This window comes from Cellvibrio sp. PSBB023 (genome assembly GCF_002007605.1).
Classification (GTDB): Bacteria; Pseudomonadota; Gammaproteobacteria; order Pseudomonadales; family Cellvibrionaceae; genus Cellvibrio.
The window spans coordinates 2,198,918-2,217,888 of sequence record NZ_CP019799.1; the positions used below are offsets into that span (position 1 = coordinate 2,198,918).

Here is an 18,971-nt window from a genome sequence, read left to right on the forward strand (position 1 = left end):
TTAGTTATCAGCCAAGCCATCTATTTCCCAGCAGATGTAAGCAAGGCGACCATATTTAATGCCATGGTGCGTGATAATTGCGAATAGCAGGCTAACTAAATTTGTGCTTCAGGTATTGATTTTCTACCACAGTCGCTTGTTATGCTTCACTTACACTCACTCGAAAATCAGCCATATTATCTGAAAATAGTGATCCTAACCTTCCACTTGCTGGGTTATAGCCAAGTTCACTATTTGCCATGATGTATTCAACTTGTTCCTTTAGATCTTTAGAAAGGTGGTCAAGTATGAACTCTATGAAGTTAGCAACAACCGCATGATCATCAAAGATCGTTTTGTATTTGACAGAGTCTAGGGAAATGCCCATTGCGCTTTGCCACATATCCTCATAACCGACAAATACAGGGACTTTGCCTTTGAAATATACCTCGCCGATTTTTAACTTATTTACCTCTACGTTGCCGTGAAGCAAGTCATTTCGTTCATTCATTAATGTATGGAATCTCTTGCATACATCGTTTGTGTAATCAATCGGGCGTGTGAATCCCATGCAATTTAAATGAAGTGATTGAACTCGAATATCTATCTGCTGACGTATGGTGTTTTGAAAAAGTCTCTCATTTTTTTTGATCTCAGGTTTCGCCAGCACAAAAATAAGTAGATTAATAAACGATTCCGCAAGCACGGGGAGCATCGAGCGAAGTCCAAAAGTTATACCTATCGCGTTATCGTATTTGTCTCGGACATATTTCCAATTTTCTTTCAGTTTTGGTAGATTCTCCTCGTTAAATTTTACGAGTTCTCTATCTTCTTCAATATTTACATCAAGGGCGCTTAGTGACTTTATATTTTTGGTTATGACAGATTTGATGCGGTGATATGGATTTAAGAATCGAGTCCAGTTTTCAAGCTCTACTCGAACCGACTTCATGGATTTACCATAGTTCTTAAAATCTGACTTTATTTGCTGAATAAAATCTTCGAACGTTAGACCTTTACCGTCGTGCTCGCCAATGAGATGTACCTCGGTTCGAAAATTGTGCCCTTGAATAGAAACTATTCCGTACTCACCTGCTAATGACCATTCCCAGTGAATTAGGTTATCTGACGAGTCATTTCTCAAAAAGTTTTGAAGACCATTTGGGTTACCGTATTTAGCTTGTAAATAACAGTAAAGATCAATTGGCTTAATCTCGTTTGTAAACTCCCAAATTATCGCCTTCTTCGGTAACTTATCACCAGTAATAATCTTTACAAGGCAACTCGGGTGAACAGCCTCTAATCCAAGAAAATAGCTTTCCATTACTTACAGTCTCGATAGAGCTAACAGTTTATTCAAAAGCCTGATCCATATATTTACGAACACCAATCCACTTTACCTTACAGAAATATACCTAACCATCAGTAAGTTAGATTGAAGCAAAAAAATAAATCTGTAGATATACGGTTCAATATATTTGGAAATATACGGCGATTAAATTTAAGGGACTACATTCCACCTTGGACACAAAGCGGCTCTTAAAGGCAGTTACAGTTCGCGACCACAAAAGCAACACACCTTATTTTTCTGCAACCTTTGGTGGCGGTGCCTGACCTTCTATTAATGACAGATTCCCATCAAAGCATGCCCATGCAGGGGCGCTTTTTGTCCAGATATTCATGGTGGGGGAAATTGATGAGGGGTCGTCCAGAGTACCGATTCGCACTACGGTGTATTGTGGTCTTGCGGATGAATTGGCGAACAGGTGGGAGCCGCAAGTTGGGCAGAAGCGGCGGCGGATTTGGTTGCCGCTTTCGGCAACACTAATGAACTCACTCAGCTCGCCATTAATAGTGAGTGAATCTGTATCCACTACGGCATTTACTGTGCCGTTGGAGGCAATGTGCTGACAGTCCTTACACCAACAGACACGTGCCGCAATGGGTTCGCCAGTAAAATGATAACTCACGGCTCCACAAAGACATCGCCCACTGCGTTCAGCCATATAGCACCCTTGCCCCTTTACGTCGGAATAATAAAAACCTAATTAAAGACTATTACACTCCAACTCGCCAACGGCAATTACCGGATATTACATTGGATCAAAGTACCAATGCTTCCAGCGCTTTTTTGTTTTCCGGGCTAAGGCTGTGATTCAGATTCATCACAATCTCCGCCAGCTGTTTTTCCTCTGCTGTCGTGGATTCTGCTTCACTGACGACAGTTAAGGTGGCCACATCATCGGCTTTGGCTTTGTGTTCAACGTTTTTAATTGCCTTGGCAATAGCGCGTGTGGCTTCGCTGTTGCTTTTGTCTTCACTGATCGCCGCTAGCGTTGCCTTGTGCTCGGCAGAGGGGTAATGATTCAGTTCGGTCAGAATACGCGCCATGGTGGCAATCGCATTAGACTCAGCGAATGACATTGGGGCAATGACCAATAGCGCGAACAAAGCAATAACGGCGGCGGATAAGGTAGAGGTTTTGCGTTTCATTTTTAGCTCCTACTTAGTTATGGTTGGAAAAGTTTAATTAAAACTTGGATATAGGGCGGTGCTGATTATGGCACAGCCAAGTTGAACTTGGGTATCGCTTGAGCCGCTGTTCGGAAATCTTTGACGCAGCTCACCTAATTCAAGCTTATGGCATTAAAAAGAAAAATCCCCCGCAGAATTAACTGACGGGGGATTCAAGGGATTACACAGGATTACGCCTTAGGGTTAATACACATCGCGCAAGTAGCGCTTATCCATATTCAACTTGCGGATGTAATTCACGGTTTCCACTTCATCGAATTTGCCGTAGTGCTGGATGATATCGCGCAGGGCTTGATCCACATCTTTTGCCATGCGGCTGGCATCGCCACAGACGCAAAAGTAGGCGCCCTCTTCCAACCAATGCCAAATTGCTTCGCCTTGTTCGCGCATGCGATCTTGCACATAAATTTTTTGCGTTTGGTCGCGCGAGAAGGCGAGGCTTAATTCAGTCAGCACGCCGTCTTTTTGGAATTGTTGGATTTCATCCTGATAATAAAAATCGCTGGCGGCATGTTGTTCGCCAAAGAAGAGCCAGTTTTTACCTTGATGTCCACGCGCTTGGCGCTCTTGCAAAAAACCACGGAAGGGTGCGACACCGGTGCCGGGGCCAACCATGATTAAAGGAGTATCGCCATTTTCCGGCACGTGAAAATGTTTGCTGGGTTGTACAAAAATGGGGATATCGATACCTGCTGCGCGATCCGCTAAAAAAGTAGAGGCAACGCCTTTACGGATTTTTTTGCTGTCGCGGAAGCGTGTGTAACGCACCGCAGAGACGGTGAGATCAATACGATTCGGTTGTGCTTTGCTGCTGGAGGCGATGGAATATAAACGGGGTTGCAGGCGTTTTAACAGGGGAATTAATTCATCAACACTAGCGCGAATGGGGAACTCTTGCAGAATATCGACTAGCTGGCGACCATAGAGCCAATCTTGCAGTTCTTTTTTATGTTCCGCATCCAACAGGGTTTTTAATTCGCTACTGTTACTGCGCTGCGCAATAAAATTCAGCGCCTCCAAACTCGGGCGGCAAATTTCATAATTATCGATCAGCGCTTGATGCAAAGGCTTTTCCTGGGTGTCCACCACCACGGGAGCGGCAGCATTGAGGTTTAATGCTTGCTCCAACTCAAACACATAATCGGGGCAATTTTTTGGCCAGACACCCAGCGCATCACCCGCTTCATAGGTAATGCCCGAATCGCCCAGATCAAAACCGAACTGGCGAACATCTTTGCCGGAGCCATCTGCATTTAAGCGTTTATTTACCACCAAACGCGCTGCGTAGGGATTGGCTTTGGTGTAGGCAATGGGTGTATTGATGGCGGATGTACTGCTAGTCATGGGCAATGGCTGGTTCTCTGCGGGGGCATTGGTTGCCGATATTAAAGGCGCTAATTGTTCACTGAGCTTAGCAAACCATTCCGCGGCTGGCGATTCAAAATCCGTATCGCAATCTGTTCTGTCTACTAACGCCCTTGCGCCCAAGCCTTGCAAACGCGCAAATAGTTTTTTGCCGTGACCACAGAATTGGTCGTAATTGGAATCGCCCAAGGCCAACAGTGCGAATTGCAATTTATTCAACGCCGGTGTGGAATCGTTGGTTAATTGACTCCAGAAATCACCACCACTATCGGGTGCATCGCCATCACCAAAAGTGCTGGTGATAAACACGGCGAGTTTAGCGGCGGCCAATTTTTCCACGGAATAATCATTCATGGATTTGACTGTCACCGCCCAACCCTGCGCCGACAATTGCTGCGCGAATTTCTCCGCAAGCGTTTCTGCATTGCCGGTTTGTGATGCCCAGAGCAACAATAGTTCTGGCTTGACTTGAGTAGCGGCTGGCGCATTCACCCCCACAGAAGCGACACCAAGCGGTAGCACATGGCTAAACATACCAGCAAGCAAACCGTTTACCCAGGTGCGATGAGCAGGATTAATTGGCGCATCAGCAGGCAGCGCGGGCACAGCGGAAATTAATGTAGCGCTGGCTTGGAGACCACTGATATAACCGGCCAGATAAGTGCGCTCTGCTTCAGAAAAATTCGGAGCAATAGCTTCTACCACACCGATTTTTTCGGCGAAGGTTTTAATCAAGGTCATGCTGGTTTCCTTACCTATAGCGGCATAGGCCATAGGGATTTCATACTCGTAGTCATGCGAATCAGAGTTCTCTGCAGAATCTATCTCCATAGATTCAACAAACACCTCGACGCGCTTAAGTGTAACCGCAGCAACTTTTAATTCTGGCTGCTGCGAAATCGCGTCGATTTTATCGCTGGTAACCGCGTTGATGCAGAGATTATCGCCGTAGACATCGTTCCAATGGATGGGCGCGAAACAACAGCCGGGTTGCACACGATCTGTCACCACGGCGGGCAAAATCGCGTAACCGCGACGAGAGCGAATTTCCACTTTGTCTTTGTTCTTGATGCCCAGCTCGGTTGCATCTTGTGGATGAATCTCCACAAAGGTGCCGGGATTTAATTTATTGAGCGTGGGAATTTTTCCGGTTTTGGTGAGTGTGTGCCATTGGTGCTGCACGCGTCCGGTATTCAGAATAATGGGGAATTCGGCACTGGGCATTTCCGCCGCTTCCACATGGGGGCGCGGGTGAAAGATGGCTTTGCCGGAATCGGTTGCAAATTGAATTAACGGCTTGCTGCCATCGGCTTCCATTTTCAGCGGCTGGTTAATACCAGTGTTTAAATAGCGGATGGGGTTACGCGTGGAATTTTCATCTGCACAGGGCCATTGCAGTGGCGCTTCGCGTAGGCGAGCGTAATTGACGCCGCGCAAATCGTAACCGGTTTTGGGGTTGTAACTTTGTTTGATTTCTTCAAACACTTCGGCGGCAGAATTAAAACTGAATCCCTCACTAAAACCCATTTCGCAGGCAACGCGCGCGATAATCTCCCAATCAGCCCTGGCGTCGCCCGGTGGCGAAACCGCTTCTTGCATAAGCGTGATATTGCGCTCGGAGTTGATCATCACCCCTTCGGCTTCTGCCCATAAAGCGCCGGGCAATAAAATATCGGCATAGCGATTGGTTTCGGTGTCGAGAAACGCATCTTGCGCGATCACTAATTCTGCACACTGTAAACCTTCAATCACCATTTTGCGATTGGGCACAGAGGCAACCGGATTGGTACAAATGATCCAGCAGGCTTTTATTTCTCCCGCCGCCATACGCTCAAATAAATCGACAGTGCCTTTGCCAAGCTTGGTGCTGATACTACCAGGCGCAATGCCCCACATCTGCTCGATAAATTCGCGATCTTTTTCTACCAATAAGGTGCGCTGACCCGGCAAGCCCGGCCCCATATAACCCATCTCGCGCCCCCCCATGGCATTGGGTTGACCAGTGAGCGAAAAAGGGCCACTGCCGAGGCGACAAATTTTCCCCGTCGCTAAATGCAAATTGCAAATCGCGTTGGTATTCCAGGTGCCGTGGGTGCTTTGGTTTAAGCCCATGGTCCAGCAGGTCATAAACTCGGGAGCATTACCGATCATGTCAGCCGTTTTAATTAATTGCTCAACGGAAAGACCGGTAATTTCGCTCACTTTTTCCGGTGTGTAATCGGCTAAAAATTCCGGAAACCTTTCCCAACCTTGGGTGTACTGCGCGATAAATTCCGCATCAGTTTTACCATTTTTGTGCAGTAAAAATAACAAGCCGTTTAAGAACGCAAGGTCGGTGCCGGGTTTGATGGGTAAATACACATCGGCCTTATCAGCGGTTGTGGTGCGACGTGGGTCAACCACAATTAATTTCGCACCGGCTTTGACGCGATCCATCATGCGCAAATACAAAATCGGGTGGCAATCCGCCATGTTGGCGCCTATCACCAAAAACAAATCGCTGTGATCAAAATCCTGATAGGAACCGGGTGGTGCATCGGAGCCGAGCGAGAGCTTGTAACCCGCGCCCGCGCTCGCCATACACAGGCGCGAGTTGGACTCGATATTGTTGGTACGTAAAAAACCTTTGGCGAGTTTGTTGGCGAGGTATTGGGATTCAATCGACATCTGCCCCGACACGTAAAAACTGATGGCATCAGGGCCGTGCTTATCCAGAATGTCACGCAGGCGTTTCGCGGTAGTACTGATCGCCTGCGCCATGGGTGTCATCACCGGATCACGATTGCGCTCACTGCGCACAAAGGCGGATTCCATGCGGCCGGAGTTGGTAAGCGCCTGGGCGCTGGTTTGGCCTTTGGTGCACAGGCGGCCAAAATTGGCGGGATGGTTTTTATCGCCCGTGACCTTGGTGATTTTTTTACCGTCGGTTTCCAACACCATGCCGCAACCAACGCCGCAGTAAGGGCACACGGAACGGACAGACTTAGGGACGCTATTGGCAGATTTTTTAGCAACAGACTCAGACATAGGCTTGCAACTCCTCATTGGGAGGGGTTTAGCAATGCCTATGCCAGTGACTGAGCGCCATCGGAAAAGTCACTTAAGCTATTGATTTAAAAAAGTAAATTTATTACACAGGGCTAAAAAGTGAAGGCGGGCGGGACAATAACCTTAGGTAGTGAATTATTTTTGCCTCATACCAATGCAATATTTCACTCGACGGGCACTGGTTTGTTGTTGATTGGTGCAAAAGGCGGTGCGCGCAGTATTTATTACTTGCCGCACGCCTGCCATTTTCGCACCAAAATAGACCAGCAATCAGGTTTTAAACTGCCCAACCAGTTGTTGCAACTCGGTACCGACGCTGGCCAGTTCGTCGCCCGATTGATGTGAACGCGCTGCGTAGCCTCCCGCCGATTCGGTAGCATCCGCAATTACGTGCATGCTTTGGTTGATGGATTCAATCACCTGGGTTTGCTCTTCAGCGGCGGTGGCGATTTGTAAGCCGCGCTGGCTGATGGTGCTGACTTGCTGGTCGATAGCGCTGAGCGCATCCGAAGTAGCGCAAACCATCTGTACCGAGACATCACCTTTGGCCAGACTGCGTTTGATCGACTCGCTGGCACCTGTCGTGCTGGCTTGCAGGCGCTGGATCATGCCCTGGATTTCCTCTGTTGATGCCTGGGTGCGCGCCGCCAATGCGCGCACTTCATCTGCCACTACTGCAAAACCGCGCCCCTGTTCACCAGCCCGCGCCGCTTCAATGGATGCGTTGAGGGCGAGCAAATTGGTTTGCTCGGCAATGCCGCGAATCACATCCGACACGGCGCCAATGCCATTCACATCCTGCTGCAACTGCTGCAAACCGTCGGTATTGAGCTTCACTTCTGATGAGAGCGCCTGGATGTTATCGATAGATTTGGCGGCAGTGGACTGCGCATCTTTGGTGGTGACCTCAGCCAGATTGGCGGCCGCTGCCGCTTCTTGCGTGCTGCGGGCGACTTCAACAGCAGAGGCTGCCATTTCGTTAATCGCACTGGCGACCTGCAGGGTTTGCTCGCGCTGCTGATCCAGGGTTTTGTGGGTGGCGCTGGTGTCTTGCGAGAGCTGCTGGCTGATGCTGGCCACCTGTTGGGTGAGCTGCTGGATACGCTGAATCATGCCGTGAATGGAATCCACAAAACTGTTGAAAGCCACAATAACCGCGCCGATTTCATCGTTGCTGGTGCGCGTGAGGCGACGGGTTAAATCGCCACCGCCGCGCGCTATGTCTTCAAGGCTGCGCACCAGCCCGTTAAGTGGCGCCAGGGTTTTATTGGCGATATATACCGCCAGCAGCGCAATCGCACCGAGCAGTACCAACGCCGCAACAAAGACCCACATAAGGGTGGCAGTAATATGCTCATCGGCCACCGCGCGCGCCGAGGCAACGGCGTCATCGATGCTATCGATATAAAACCCGGTGCCCAGCATCAGGTTCCACTTATCCAGCCAAATGGCGTAGCTGAGTTTGGGGTAAGCGGTATCGCCCTGCCCCAAGCGCGGAAAATGGTAGGTGACAAAACCGCCACCCGCCTGCCCCTGCTTGACCAGCTCGTTGATCAGGAAAACACCATTAACATCTTTATAATCGCGGAAACTGTCGCCAATACGCGCGCTGTCGCTGCCGGAAAATACCCGCACCGAGCTGCCATCGTAGCCAAAGTAGTAGCCATCTTTACCGTACTTCAATTGTTTCAGCAGGGCGATGGCCTGGTCTTTTTCGGCGGATTCGCCCTTGGGCGCGGCATCGTAGAGGGGTTTGATCAGCGAGTTGGCAATATCCAGGGAGTTGCGCAATTCGGTTTTATGGGCGTTGAGCAGGGTGTCGCGCAGTATCTCCATATCCTTGCTGACAACGTCTTGCATACGGGCACTAACCAGTGCCAGGAGCACCACTAAAATCGCAATGCCCGGCACCAACCCGAGCAAAATCAACTTGTATTTCATCGACATGGAACCCATGCGCGATCCTCCAGAATATTGTTATTGTGGTTTCAGTAGTAGACTTATATGCCATATTGTTATTACGACCAATTGTAACCGGTCTCACCCGAACGGCCAGTTATTCAGACGAAAAGATCTAAAATCGTCTATATTCAATTACATAGTTATAATCGACCATTCCTCATGGCACTTTAATGACCCAGCAAACAGAGATTCACTTACTGCTGAAAAAACTGGCGGTGCCGACACAAGACCTGGCGCAGTTGAGCTTTTGTCGCGGCCCCAAAGAAGCCCAAATTAAAGAGTGGCTGCAAAGCCTGCCCTTGACCCAGGCCCAGCAAGTCAGTGCCCAGATTTATACCGCTGTCCATGAGATCAGCCGTATATCACTGGGCAGTGAGCAACGACTGGCGATTTTGGAGCTGCTGCGCATTCCGGTACATCACACCCTGAATGGTTTGGCGCGCAAGTATTTAAACCAACCGCTGATCCTGCCCGATGCCGCCCTGAAAACCGCGACCATCGCCCAAGCCATTCAAAAACACTTTCTCAATGGCTATTTGATTTTAGTGCGCCAACTGTGCCAACAACCCGAGGCCAAAAAAGAGGCGCAAGACCTGCAAGCGCTGGTGATCTCCCGCGCGCTTACCGCCCTTAGCCTGCTGCTGCTGCGCTCTTACCAACTGTATTTACCTATCGCCAGCCAGGTGTGGAACGAAATCCATACCCTATACCAACTCGCCTGTGCACTGGATGTGGCGCAGTTGCCGGTTGATGATCGCCTGCCCCACCAGCAACAGCTAAAAACCATTCACAACCACTACTTGCGCCTGCTACTGCTTGCCACAGCGCGCGCTAACCAGTTGCGGCAGGATGAAATCGAAAATACCTACAACCTGCTGGAAACCCTGGCGCCCAGCGCCGAGCTGGATGATTACAACCCCGATGGCAAAGAAAACCTGTTTGTGGTGCTCACCAGCAGCAATCGCCCCCCCTTTTACAAATCCCATTGGCGCCCGGCAGCGACAACAGATACCCGTGCGGCACTGGAGCTGCGCACCGAGCAGTTGATCGGCAAGTTGGGTGAACTCTACAAAAGTGCTGGCGACAGCAATGGCGATGCCGCCAAGCCGGTAGCACTCAGTGCAGCGCTGGCCAAGCATTTGGAACAGGCCTGGAGCCATTTGGCGCTACGCAGCTTTGAGCGGCAGGATGTGAATGCCGACATTGAGGTCACTGTCGGTTTGACCAATATCCATTTTTATCTGGCGGGTGAGCAGGCGTTTAACGTGTTTCTCAATCGCAGCAATGGCGTTGCGGGCGCGCCGGAAAAAGGCGATATCTTCCAAAAACGCGGCGTACAACTGAAGCAGGGCAATACCTTGAAGGTGGATGACCCCTGGGGTGACGCTTTTGATATCAAAGGGACGGCACTGGAAGGGCGGGCCTTGCCTACGCTGAATATCGAGAAAAAACTGCTGGAACGTGAGCAAGTGGATTATCAGGGCCAGCATCCTATTTATAAGGTGCCACTGGTGGACCGCAGCCTGGGTGGTTACGGCCTGGAATGGCGCAGTGAAATTCCGGTGCAGGTGCGCGCGGGCGAACTGCTCGGCCTGCGCGAATACGGCCGCAATAAATGGTCGATTGGCGTGGTGCGCTGGGCCCATCAAATCAAAGGGGCAACGCAATTGGGTATCCAGATCCTGGCGCCCCAGGCCGTGCCCGTTGGCATTGCGATAGTGCATAAAACCGGTGGCTTCTCCGAATACCTGCGCGCCCTGCAAATTCCGGAATTGCGCGCTGTTAACCAACCGGCGAGTTTGATTACCAATGCCGTGTCCTTCCATGAGTACAACAAGGCGCGCCTCTACTGCCAACCGACGCCGGGTGTCTCCTATAGCGGCGATAAATCCATCCAGCTGACCCAGCGTTTGTTTGCTACCGGCGCTTTTAGCCAGTTTGGTTTCCGTGAACTCATGCCAACGGCTGGCGAATCCCCCGCTAAGGATGATTTCAACTCGGTATGGGAATAGCTCGTTATGAAAATAATAGGCTGAGGCTGTAATAGCGTGTAGTTGCCCCGGTCAATGTAAAAGCGCATGATTTTTTGGCAAAAAATCAAAAGGCTCGACCAGCTCGCATAAACCGATGATAAGGTTGAGCCAGTCGATGATTTAAGTAATATAGCCACAGGGTAACGCCGGTCGACGCAAGTAATTCGCGACACATGGTAGGGTTTTTCGACTTATCGGCACAAATTTGTCACATCACATTAAAAATGCACTGCCGAACGCAGTAAAGCCGCCTGATCCAACCTGCGCGCCGGATAAAACGCGCTATAGTCAGAGTCAGGCCGCGCGGCCAGTTCGCCAGACAATAGAATGGACATATGACTAGTTACGATACGATTCGACTGCTTATTCTGAACAACCAGCGTTCAGAGGCAGAGCGCCTTATAAGTATGCTGCACGCCTCCGGTCACCCCTGCCGTGCACAACACGTTGACAGCGAAGAAGCGCTGGTCAAACTGCTGCAAGAACAGAGTTGGGATCTGTTGATTGGCAACATGGATACCACCACGCCAACACCTGCCATAGCCATCAAACAAATCCGCCGCCTCAATAAAGATGTTCCCGTCATACTGCTCTATGAAATCGATGAAGATGAAAGCCCCTTTGCGGTAGTAGAAGGTTTGCGCCTGGGTGCTGCCGATGTCATCAATCTGGATGACGATCAACACCTGCTATTGGTTATTGACCGTGAATTGCAAAACCGCGAACAGCGTCAGGCGCGCCGCAATACTGACCGTCGCTTTCGCGAGGCCGAGCGCCGCAGTCAACAATTATTGGACAGCTCCCGCGATGCTATCGCCTTTATTCAGGATGGTCTCTACCTCTATGCCAATGAATCTTTTGCCGAGTTATTTGGCTATGAAGCGCGCGATGCGATTGAAGCTATGCCGATCATGGACATGGTGGCTCGTGGCGATCAGGCGCGCCTGAAAAACTTCCTCAAGGATTTTGTGTTCAAGGGCGATGACGCAGAATCCAGCAGCGTGTCCTTTACCGGTTTAAAAGAGGACGGCAGCGAAACCCATATCGACCTGGAAGTATCACTGGTCACCTACGACGAAGAACCCTGCATCCAGTTCCTTGCGCGCGCCGCGACAGCGACCATAGTGCAAACCAACAACGAAGAGTTGGAAGCGCAGCTCAAACAAATCAAATGGCAGGATGTAGTCACCGGTGTATACAACCGCCAATACTTGCTCAATAACCTTGAACACATCATCGACAATGTCGACGAAAAACAGCATTCCTGCCTGATGTATATCGAGCTGGATCATTTCAGCGAACAGATTAAAAACAGTTTCGGGGTTGCCGGTGCCGATTTGGCATTGGTTGACATAGCCACCCTGCTGCGCAGCAAAGCCAATACCAGCGACACCATTGCCCGCTTGGGCGATTCCACCTTTGCCATCATCAGCCACAACCTGAAAGCGGACGCGGCGGTTAACCGCGCCCAGCAGCTATGCAAAGATCTGGAAGGTCACATCATTGAGATCGATCACAAAACCCTGCAGGTCACCTGCAGTATTGGCATATCGCTGATCAACGAGACCAGCACCAGCACCAATACAGTGATTGAGCAAGCACGTCAGGCGATGGAAAAAGTCCGCGCCAAAAATGGCAATAGCGCCATGCTGTTTGAGCCGGAAGCGCCCTCGGGCGAGATCAAGATCGACATCAACAATGTGCTGCAACAAGCGCTGGCTAATGATCGCTTCCGCCTGTTGTTTCAGCCGATTATCAGTCTGCGCGGCTCCGATGAAGAATATTACGAAGTCTACTTGCGTATGCTGGATGAAAGCGGCACGGAGATTTCACCCAACCTGTTTTTTGAAGCGGCATCCAACATCAGCGCCTGTACCAAAATTGACCGCTGGGTGATTTTGGAATCCATCAAAATGTTGTCCCAGCATCGCGCTAAAGGCAATAAAACCAAACTCATCCTCAATATCAGCCGCCAATCGCTGTGCGATGAATCCTTAATTCCCTGGTTGGGCGTTGCCTTTAAAGCCGCCAAATTGTCACCTGACTCTGTGGTATTCCAGGCGCGGGAAATTGATGTCACCAACCATTTGAATGCCGCCAAACACTTTGCCGATGGTGTTAAGAAGCTCAACACTCACTTCTCCATCAGCAACTTTGGCTGCTCACTCAACCCGTTCAATACGCTGTCCCATGTACCCGCCAGCATGATCAAGGTAGATGGCTCTTTCACCAGCGATATTCAAAACAACAATGAAAGTCCGGAAACACTCATCCAGTTGATTGAGAAGTTGAATCAGGAAAGTAAGATTACGCTGGTGCCCTTTGTCGAAAATGCCAGCGTACTATCCACCCTGTGGCAGGCAGGTGCGCATTACATTCAGGGGCATTATTTGCAGGAACCCACTCAGGGGATGAATTACGACTTTAATATGGAGTCGTAAATCCCCCCTGCCCCCCCCTTTTTCAAAGGGGGGATTTTTAGCTCCTCCCTTTGAAAAAGGGAGGTTGGGAGGGGAGGGATTCTTAAAGCAACTTGTCGCGTTCGCGGAAGCCCAGCAGATACAAAATTGCATCCAGGCCGAGATTGGAAATATTGTGCTCAGCAGAGGCCTTTACCAGCGGTTTTGCGCGGAAGGCAACGCCCAAACCGGCAACACTGAGCATGGGCAAGTCATTGGCGCCATCGCCCACGGCAATCACTTGCTCCAAGGCGATACCTTCCTGTTTAGCCAACATTGCCAGCAACTCTGCCTTGCGCTGACCATCCACCACCACACCTTTTACTTCGCCGGTTACCTTGCCATCCACTATGTCCAGCTCATTGGCATAGACATAATCGATTCCCAGTTTGTCTTGTAAATAGCGGCCAAAATAATTAAACCCACCGGACAGAATTGCCGTTTTGTAGCCCAGTTTTTTCAACGAGGAGATGAGTTTCTCGGCGCCTTCATTCAAACGCAGTTGCGCCGCAATACCGGCCAATACCGATTCATCCAACCCTTTGAGCAAGGCCATGCGGCGCGCAAAACTCTGTTTGAAATCCAATTCACCGCGCATCGCCGCCTCGGTGATTTCAGCAACCTGCTCGCCTACTCCGGCTGCCTTGGCCAGCTCATCAATTACTTCGGCATCGATCAGGGTGGAGTCCATATCAAAACAGACCAACCGGCGATTGCGGCGGTAAACGGTATCGCGTTGGAAGGCGACATCCACATTCAGTTGTGCCGAGAGATCCATAAAATCGGCGCGCAGTGCCGCCATGTCTGCCGGTGTGCCGCGCACGGAAAACTCCACGCAGGCACTGCCGCGCGCCAAGTCTTCAGCATTGAGTTCCGCCAGGGAAACACGGCCCGACAAGCGACTGATAGTGTCGATGTTCAAACCGTGCTTGGAGGTAATTGCCGTCAATTCTGCAATCATGGTGGCATCAATCTGGCGCGCCAGCAGCGTCACTATGTGGCGGGTCTTGCCCTGCTGGTCGGCCCAGTGTTCATAGCTTTCGGGGGCGATGGTTTGAAAACGCACCTGGATATCCAGTGCGTTTGCTGCCTGCTGGATCGCCGCCAACAATTGTGCGCGGGTGTCGGTTGAAACACGCAGTTCAACCAAAATGCCGAGCGCCAGGGTATCGTGGATAACCGCCTGGCCTATGTCCAGTATGCGCGCGCCAACCTGGGTCAGGGTTTTGGTCAGGGCGTGGGTAACACCGGGTTTGTCTTGACCCGATGCGTTAATCAAGAGAATTTCGTTCACAATGCCTCACTAAAATAGGGTCCAGATAAGCATCTGGCCGGGGCGCCGGGATAAAGCGCGCATTCTAGCCGAATTACTCTCGCCTCACAGCAGCTTCTATGATGAAACGCAGGTTTCGCCAAGGCACAGCAACTTAGGCTAGAATGCAATTCCGCGCGACAGCACCAAGGAACAGTTTGCAACTAATCACCAGTAGCGAACTCTCATGAACACTGGTCGCCGGTGGATAGATCGACCCGCCTTACACAGACTGACTCTGGCAGGATCCGGAGTTGAACCATGAACGCACAGATACGCGCACGGACTTAACAACAAGATGGCCTTATTAACAACCTACAAAACCTACCCGCAATTAACCCTCTGCAGCCTGCTTATTATTGTTCTGGGGCTCCTGGGTGCATGGGCTTACCACAGCAACGGCGAGCAAAACCAGCGCGAGCAAATTGGCCTTTATGGCCAGGTGCTTGCCAATAGCGCCGCACGTCAGGCCGTTAACGCCACTTTGCAACAGGACCTGGTCAGCCTTCAAGCGATCCTGCTGGAAGTGGGCCAATACCCGAATGTGATCGGCGCCACCATTCACAATGTGGAAAACAAACTCCTGGTGCAAAGTGGTTTTAAACCCAATCAGGTGATTACCGGTCGCCGCTACGATTTCTCCGCGCCTATTGCCCTGCACAATAACGTCGCCGGATATCTGGAAGTCTCACTTGATGTGCCGCGCCACACCGAGCGGGATTACCGTTTTTATCTGGTATGGATGGCCAGCCTCTGTATTTCCTTGCTCATTATTTGGTGGTCGATCCAGCGCCAGTGGTGGTCACACTTGAAAGAAAAACTGCCCAGCACCAGTGAAATCGTCACTGCTGTGGTAGAAAAAATGCCCACCATTGAGGATGTCCCCGAACCCGAGCCGGAAGCGCCCAAACAAGTGTCTGTGCGTTTGAGCCTGGAAATCGTCAACATGAGCAAACTCTACCAACAACTCAACAGTGAGAGTTTTGCCAGTGTATTGCGCCGCTTTGAAAAACAATTGCAAGGTGTGTTGAATTTGTACAACGGCCAGCGCCAAATGTTATCCGGCGAAACACTGATTATCGATTTCACCGGCGAAGCCTTTTACGAGTGCAGCTTTCGCGCCGTGTGCGCAGCGCAGCTGTTGAGCAACCTCGCCACCAAAAACCCCAGCCCGCGCTTGCATTTGGCGGCGGCAGTGCATGAATTATCTGCACCGGTGAGTTCCAATAAATCGCTGCTGAAAGATTTTGTGGTGCAGCACAACAATTATTTAAAACCCGACAAAGGCGAGATTTTGATTAGCCAACGCTTGATTGATGCCGACTTGCAGGAGCATTTGGATATTATCAGCGACAGCGGCAAGCTCGTCGGTTTAAAAGCTCCCTACGCATCACTGCTGGCAAAACAGGAAGATCAACTAACTGCCGCCGCAACACCGTCATAACACCTGTCATATCCACAGCGTCATGACTGTCACAGACTTGTCATGATTTCATCACCGAAGTGTCACAGCACAGTCATAACCTCAGCGCATCAGTCCTGCTCAGGTTATGACTACCATGCTGAATATCGAACAATCCATTACCAATAAATTCCCCGGCTTTACCCAACAAGCGCCCATAGTGCGCAATTCCACCCTCAGCATTTTGCGCAAGCTCACGCACGAGCGCGAGATCAACGCTTTTTTGCGCGAGCACCAAGGCAATCGCGGTATCGATTTTATTGATCGCATTTTTGATTACTTTAATTTCAGCTACAGCGTTTCCCAGCGCGAGCGCAATAATATTCCTGCACAAGGGCGCGTGGTGATTATTGCCAATCACCCCATAGGTTCGCTCGATGGTTTGGCGCTGGTTCGCTTGATCAGCGAAGTGCGCAAGGATGTCAAAATTATCGCCAACGATATGCTCATGACCTTTGAGCCGCTGCACGATTTACTGCTGCCGCTCGACAACATGACGCACGCATCCTACAAGCAAAGTTATAAAAATATCCTGCAAGCATTAAACGACGATCAAGCGGTCATTATTTTCCCCGCTGGAGAAGTCTCCCGCGCTAGCCCCAAAGGCATTCGCGATGGCAAGTGGCAAGCGGGCTTTCTGCATTTTGCACGCAAAACCCAGGCGCCAATTCTGCCAATTTTTGTCTCGGCCAAAAATTCACTGTTGTTTTACAGCGCCTCCATGATTTTCAAACCATTGGCAACAGCGCTGCTCGCCCATGAAATGTTTAACAAGCAATCGGCAGAAATTAAATTTCGCATTGGCGAGGTCATTCCCTACCCATCGCTGGAATCCGATCACCTGGCAGACAAGGCATTAATCAAACGCCTTAAAAAGCATGTGTATAAAATTGGCAAAGGTAAAGCGACAAAAACCAATCAACCAACGCCATTTATTACCGAAAAAACCATCGCCCACCCGGAAGATCGCGCTGCGTTAAAAAAAGAATTTAACAATGCCCAACTCATTGGCAGCACGCGTGACAATCACAAAATATTTTTATGCGACTACAAACAACACCCGGTGGTATTGCGCGAAGTGGGCCGGTTGCGCGAGCAAACCTTTCGCTTGGTGGGAGAAGGCACTGGCAGCCGCCGCGACCTGGACAAATACGATCACTACTATCGCCACCTGGTGCTGTGGGATGAGGATAAACTTTGCATCGCCGGTGCTTATCGCCTGGGTGAAGCCCACAAATTGCTGCAGAAAAAAGGTGCCGATGCACTCTACACCAATGAATTATTTGATTTTCATCCAGCGCTCACGCCCTATTTGGAACAGGGACTGGAATTAGGTCGCAGCTTTGTACACCCGGATTACTGGGGCAAGGCCAGTTTGGATTATTTGTGGCAAGGCCTTGGAGCCTACTTAAACCATACGCCAGAAGTTCGCTATGTGTTTGGGCCGGTGAGTATGAGCGCACACTACCCGCCCGCACTGCGCGATTTATTGGTGTTTTATTATGAGCGCTACTACCAAAAATACGCGGGCGATAGCAGCGAAACCCTGGCCGAAGGCAAACACCCACACCATATTGAGGAAGATGCGCTTATCCATTTGCAGCAGCGTTTTGCCAACCTGAACGCCGAACAAGGTTTTGCCGTGTTGCAAGACGCGTTTTCACAAGCCGACCGCAAAATTCCGGTGCTTTTCAAGCAGTACGCTGCACTCTATGAAGAAGGTGGCTATCACCTGCTCGCCTTTAGTGTGGATTCGGAATTTGGCAATTGTGTAGATGGTTTATTCATGGGCGACCTGCACAGCATGAAAGCCGCCAAACGTGCTCGTTACCTAGGCGCTGATTCATCAACAACAGGAGAAAAATCCGCGGGCTGAAACCAGTAACGCGGATTAGAGAAATCCGTATCTACCGGCAAGAAAGGGTTGGAAATATGCACTGTGTGTATATGCGTGATGGTTTTATTGAGCGGAAACACATGGCGGGTCAGCGGGTGTTTTTCCATATAAGCCAGAAACTCGCCCTCATCGATTAATCTTTCCAATCCTTGCTCAATCCACTGTGCCAACATTTCGTTATCGCGCCGCACAAAAAAATAAATCGCAAAGGGATAATGCAACACCATGGATTGATACTCCACCAACTCCGGATAAGTGGCTGCGCGCTGCGCCAATTCCGATGTCGCTTCGTAATAGCCGCGCGGAAAATAATCGCAGCGTTTGGCAACCACTTGCTGGTAAAGCCCTTCCAACACCGCTACCTCAGTCACACGGAATGCGGCAGCGCGCATAATATCCACATCAGGCCAGTCAAGCCCCTGACAAGCCAGATAAGGTTTTAATCCGTTACCAGTGCTGATGGCATTGAACTCCGCCTGACGATCGGCGCGAATAATAAACCGGCGATAGCCAATCAAACCGCGATCCAGGGGGATACGAATCGCACGCAGTTTTTGCTCGCGTTCGATGTTAGTGCCCATCCAATAGACATCAATCATGGTGCCGCGATTCAATTCATAGGTAGCTCGCCCCTGCTCCATCATCACCGTTTCCTGCAAGGCGGGCACCGGGCGGCCAGCAGCGCCTTTTTCCAGCGCCAGGCGCAGCAGCTGCAAATAATAACTTTGGGCTGCCTGGGAATCGGGTTGGGGTTTGGGAATCTTTAATACCGTCGGAACCTTGTCCACCGCCGCACCGGCTTCACCAAGTAAAGCCACCAGTAAACAGAGTAAAACACCAGCCCCTAATCTCATCGCCCACCGCTCCCCTTCGCAAACCTAATCCATCAATTAGCTGAGTCTAGCCCTATAAACCGCAA

11 protein-coding genes are annotated in these 18,971 nt (G+C 50.4%); 4 read left to right on the top strand and 7 right to left on the bottom strand.

Translation table 11 applies throughout. From position 1 onward, the window contains the following. Window positions 1-139: 139 nt before the first annotated feature. The 5 genes from B0D95_RS09745 to B0D95_RS09765 form a co-directional block, all read right to left on the bottom strand. Window positions 140-1,303 carry a hypothetical protein gene (locus tag B0D95_RS09745; protein ID WP_078043728.1) on the bottom strand — a complete coding sequence of 388 codons (1,164 nt, stop codon included), beginning with the start codon at window positions 1,301-1,303 and terminating at the stop codon, window positions 140-142. A 256-nt stretch (window positions 1,304-1,559) separates the two neighbouring features. Continuing rightward, the gene (locus B0D95_RS09750) at window positions 1,560-1,985 is read right to left on the bottom strand and encodes a GFA family protein (protein WP_078043729.1); all 426 of its coding nucleotides are present in this window, start codon (window positions 1,983-1,985) and stop codon (window positions 1,560-1,562) included. Window positions 1,986-2,082: 97 nt separating this feature from the next. Beyond that, the gene (locus B0D95_RS09755) at window positions 2,083-2,472 is read right to left on the bottom strand and encodes a hypothetical protein (protein ID WP_078043730.1); all 390 of its coding nucleotides are present in this window, start codon (window positions 2,470-2,472) and stop codon (window positions 2,083-2,085) included. A 225-nt stretch (window positions 2,473-2,697) separates the two neighbouring features. Further along, the gene (locus B0D95_RS09760; RefSeq protein ID WP_078043731.1) at window positions 2,698-6,906 is read right to left on the bottom strand and encodes a bifunctional nitrate reductase/sulfite reductase flavoprotein subunit alpha; all 4,209 of its coding nucleotides are present in this window, start codon (window positions 6,904-6,906) and stop codon (window positions 2,698-2,700) included. Window positions 6,907-7,197: 291 nt separating this feature from the next. Continuing rightward, a complete protein-coding gene (locus B0D95_RS09765; RefSeq protein WP_246841767.1) occupies window positions 7,198-8,883 on the bottom strand; it encodes a methyl-accepting chemotaxis protein in 1,686 nt (561 codons plus the stop codon). A gap of 176 nt (window positions 8,884-9,059) precedes the next feature. Here B0D95_RS09765 and B0D95_RS09770 point away from each other — a divergent pair, with 176 nt between their 5' ends. Together B0D95_RS09770 and B0D95_RS09775 are read left to right on the top strand one after the other, a co-directional pair. Then, the gene (locus tag B0D95_RS09770; RefSeq protein WP_078043732.1) at window positions 9,060-10,901 is read left to right on the top strand and encodes a hypothetical protein; all 1,842 of its coding nucleotides are present in this window, start codon (window positions 9,060-9,062) and stop codon (window positions 10,899-10,901) included. A gap of 356 nt (window positions 10,902-11,257) precedes the next feature. Next, a complete protein-coding gene (locus B0D95_RS09775; RefSeq protein WP_078043733.1) occupies window positions 11,258-13,363 on the top strand; it encodes an EAL domain-containing protein in 2,106 nt (701 codons plus the stop codon). A gap of 82 nt (window positions 13,364-13,445) precedes the next feature. Here the strand turns inward: B0D95_RS09775 and serB are convergent, their stop codons facing one another. After that, a complete protein-coding gene (serB, locus tag B0D95_RS09780; protein ID WP_078043734.1) occupies window positions 13,446-14,675 on the bottom strand; it encodes a phosphoserine phosphatase SerB in 1,230 nt (409 codons plus the stop codon). Window positions 14,676-14,991: 316 nt separating this feature from the next. Here serB and B0D95_RS09785 point away from each other — a divergent pair, with 316 nt between their 5' ends. Then, on the top strand, window positions 14,992-16,137 hold the full coding sequence (locus tag B0D95_RS09785) for a hypothetical protein (RefSeq protein WP_078043735.1): 1,146 nt from the start codon (window positions 14,992-14,994) through the stop codon (window positions 16,135-16,137). 115 nt (window positions 16,138-16,252) lie between these two features. Further along, on the top strand, window positions 16,253-18,031 hold the full coding sequence (locus B0D95_RS09790) for a lysophospholipid acyltransferase family protein (protein WP_078043736.1): 1,779 nt from the start codon (window positions 16,253-16,255) through the stop codon (window positions 18,029-18,031). Here B0D95_RS09790 and B0D95_RS09795 read toward each other — a convergent pair. Further along, window positions 17,983-18,906, bottom strand: a complete 924-nt coding sequence (locus B0D95_RS09795) for a transporter substrate-binding domain-containing protein (protein ID WP_246841768.1) — start codon at window positions 18,904-18,906, stop codon at window positions 17,983-17,985. The genes B0D95_RS09790 and B0D95_RS09795 overlap by 49 nt on opposite strands. Between the last annotated feature and the right edge of the window lie 65 nt (window positions 18,907-18,971).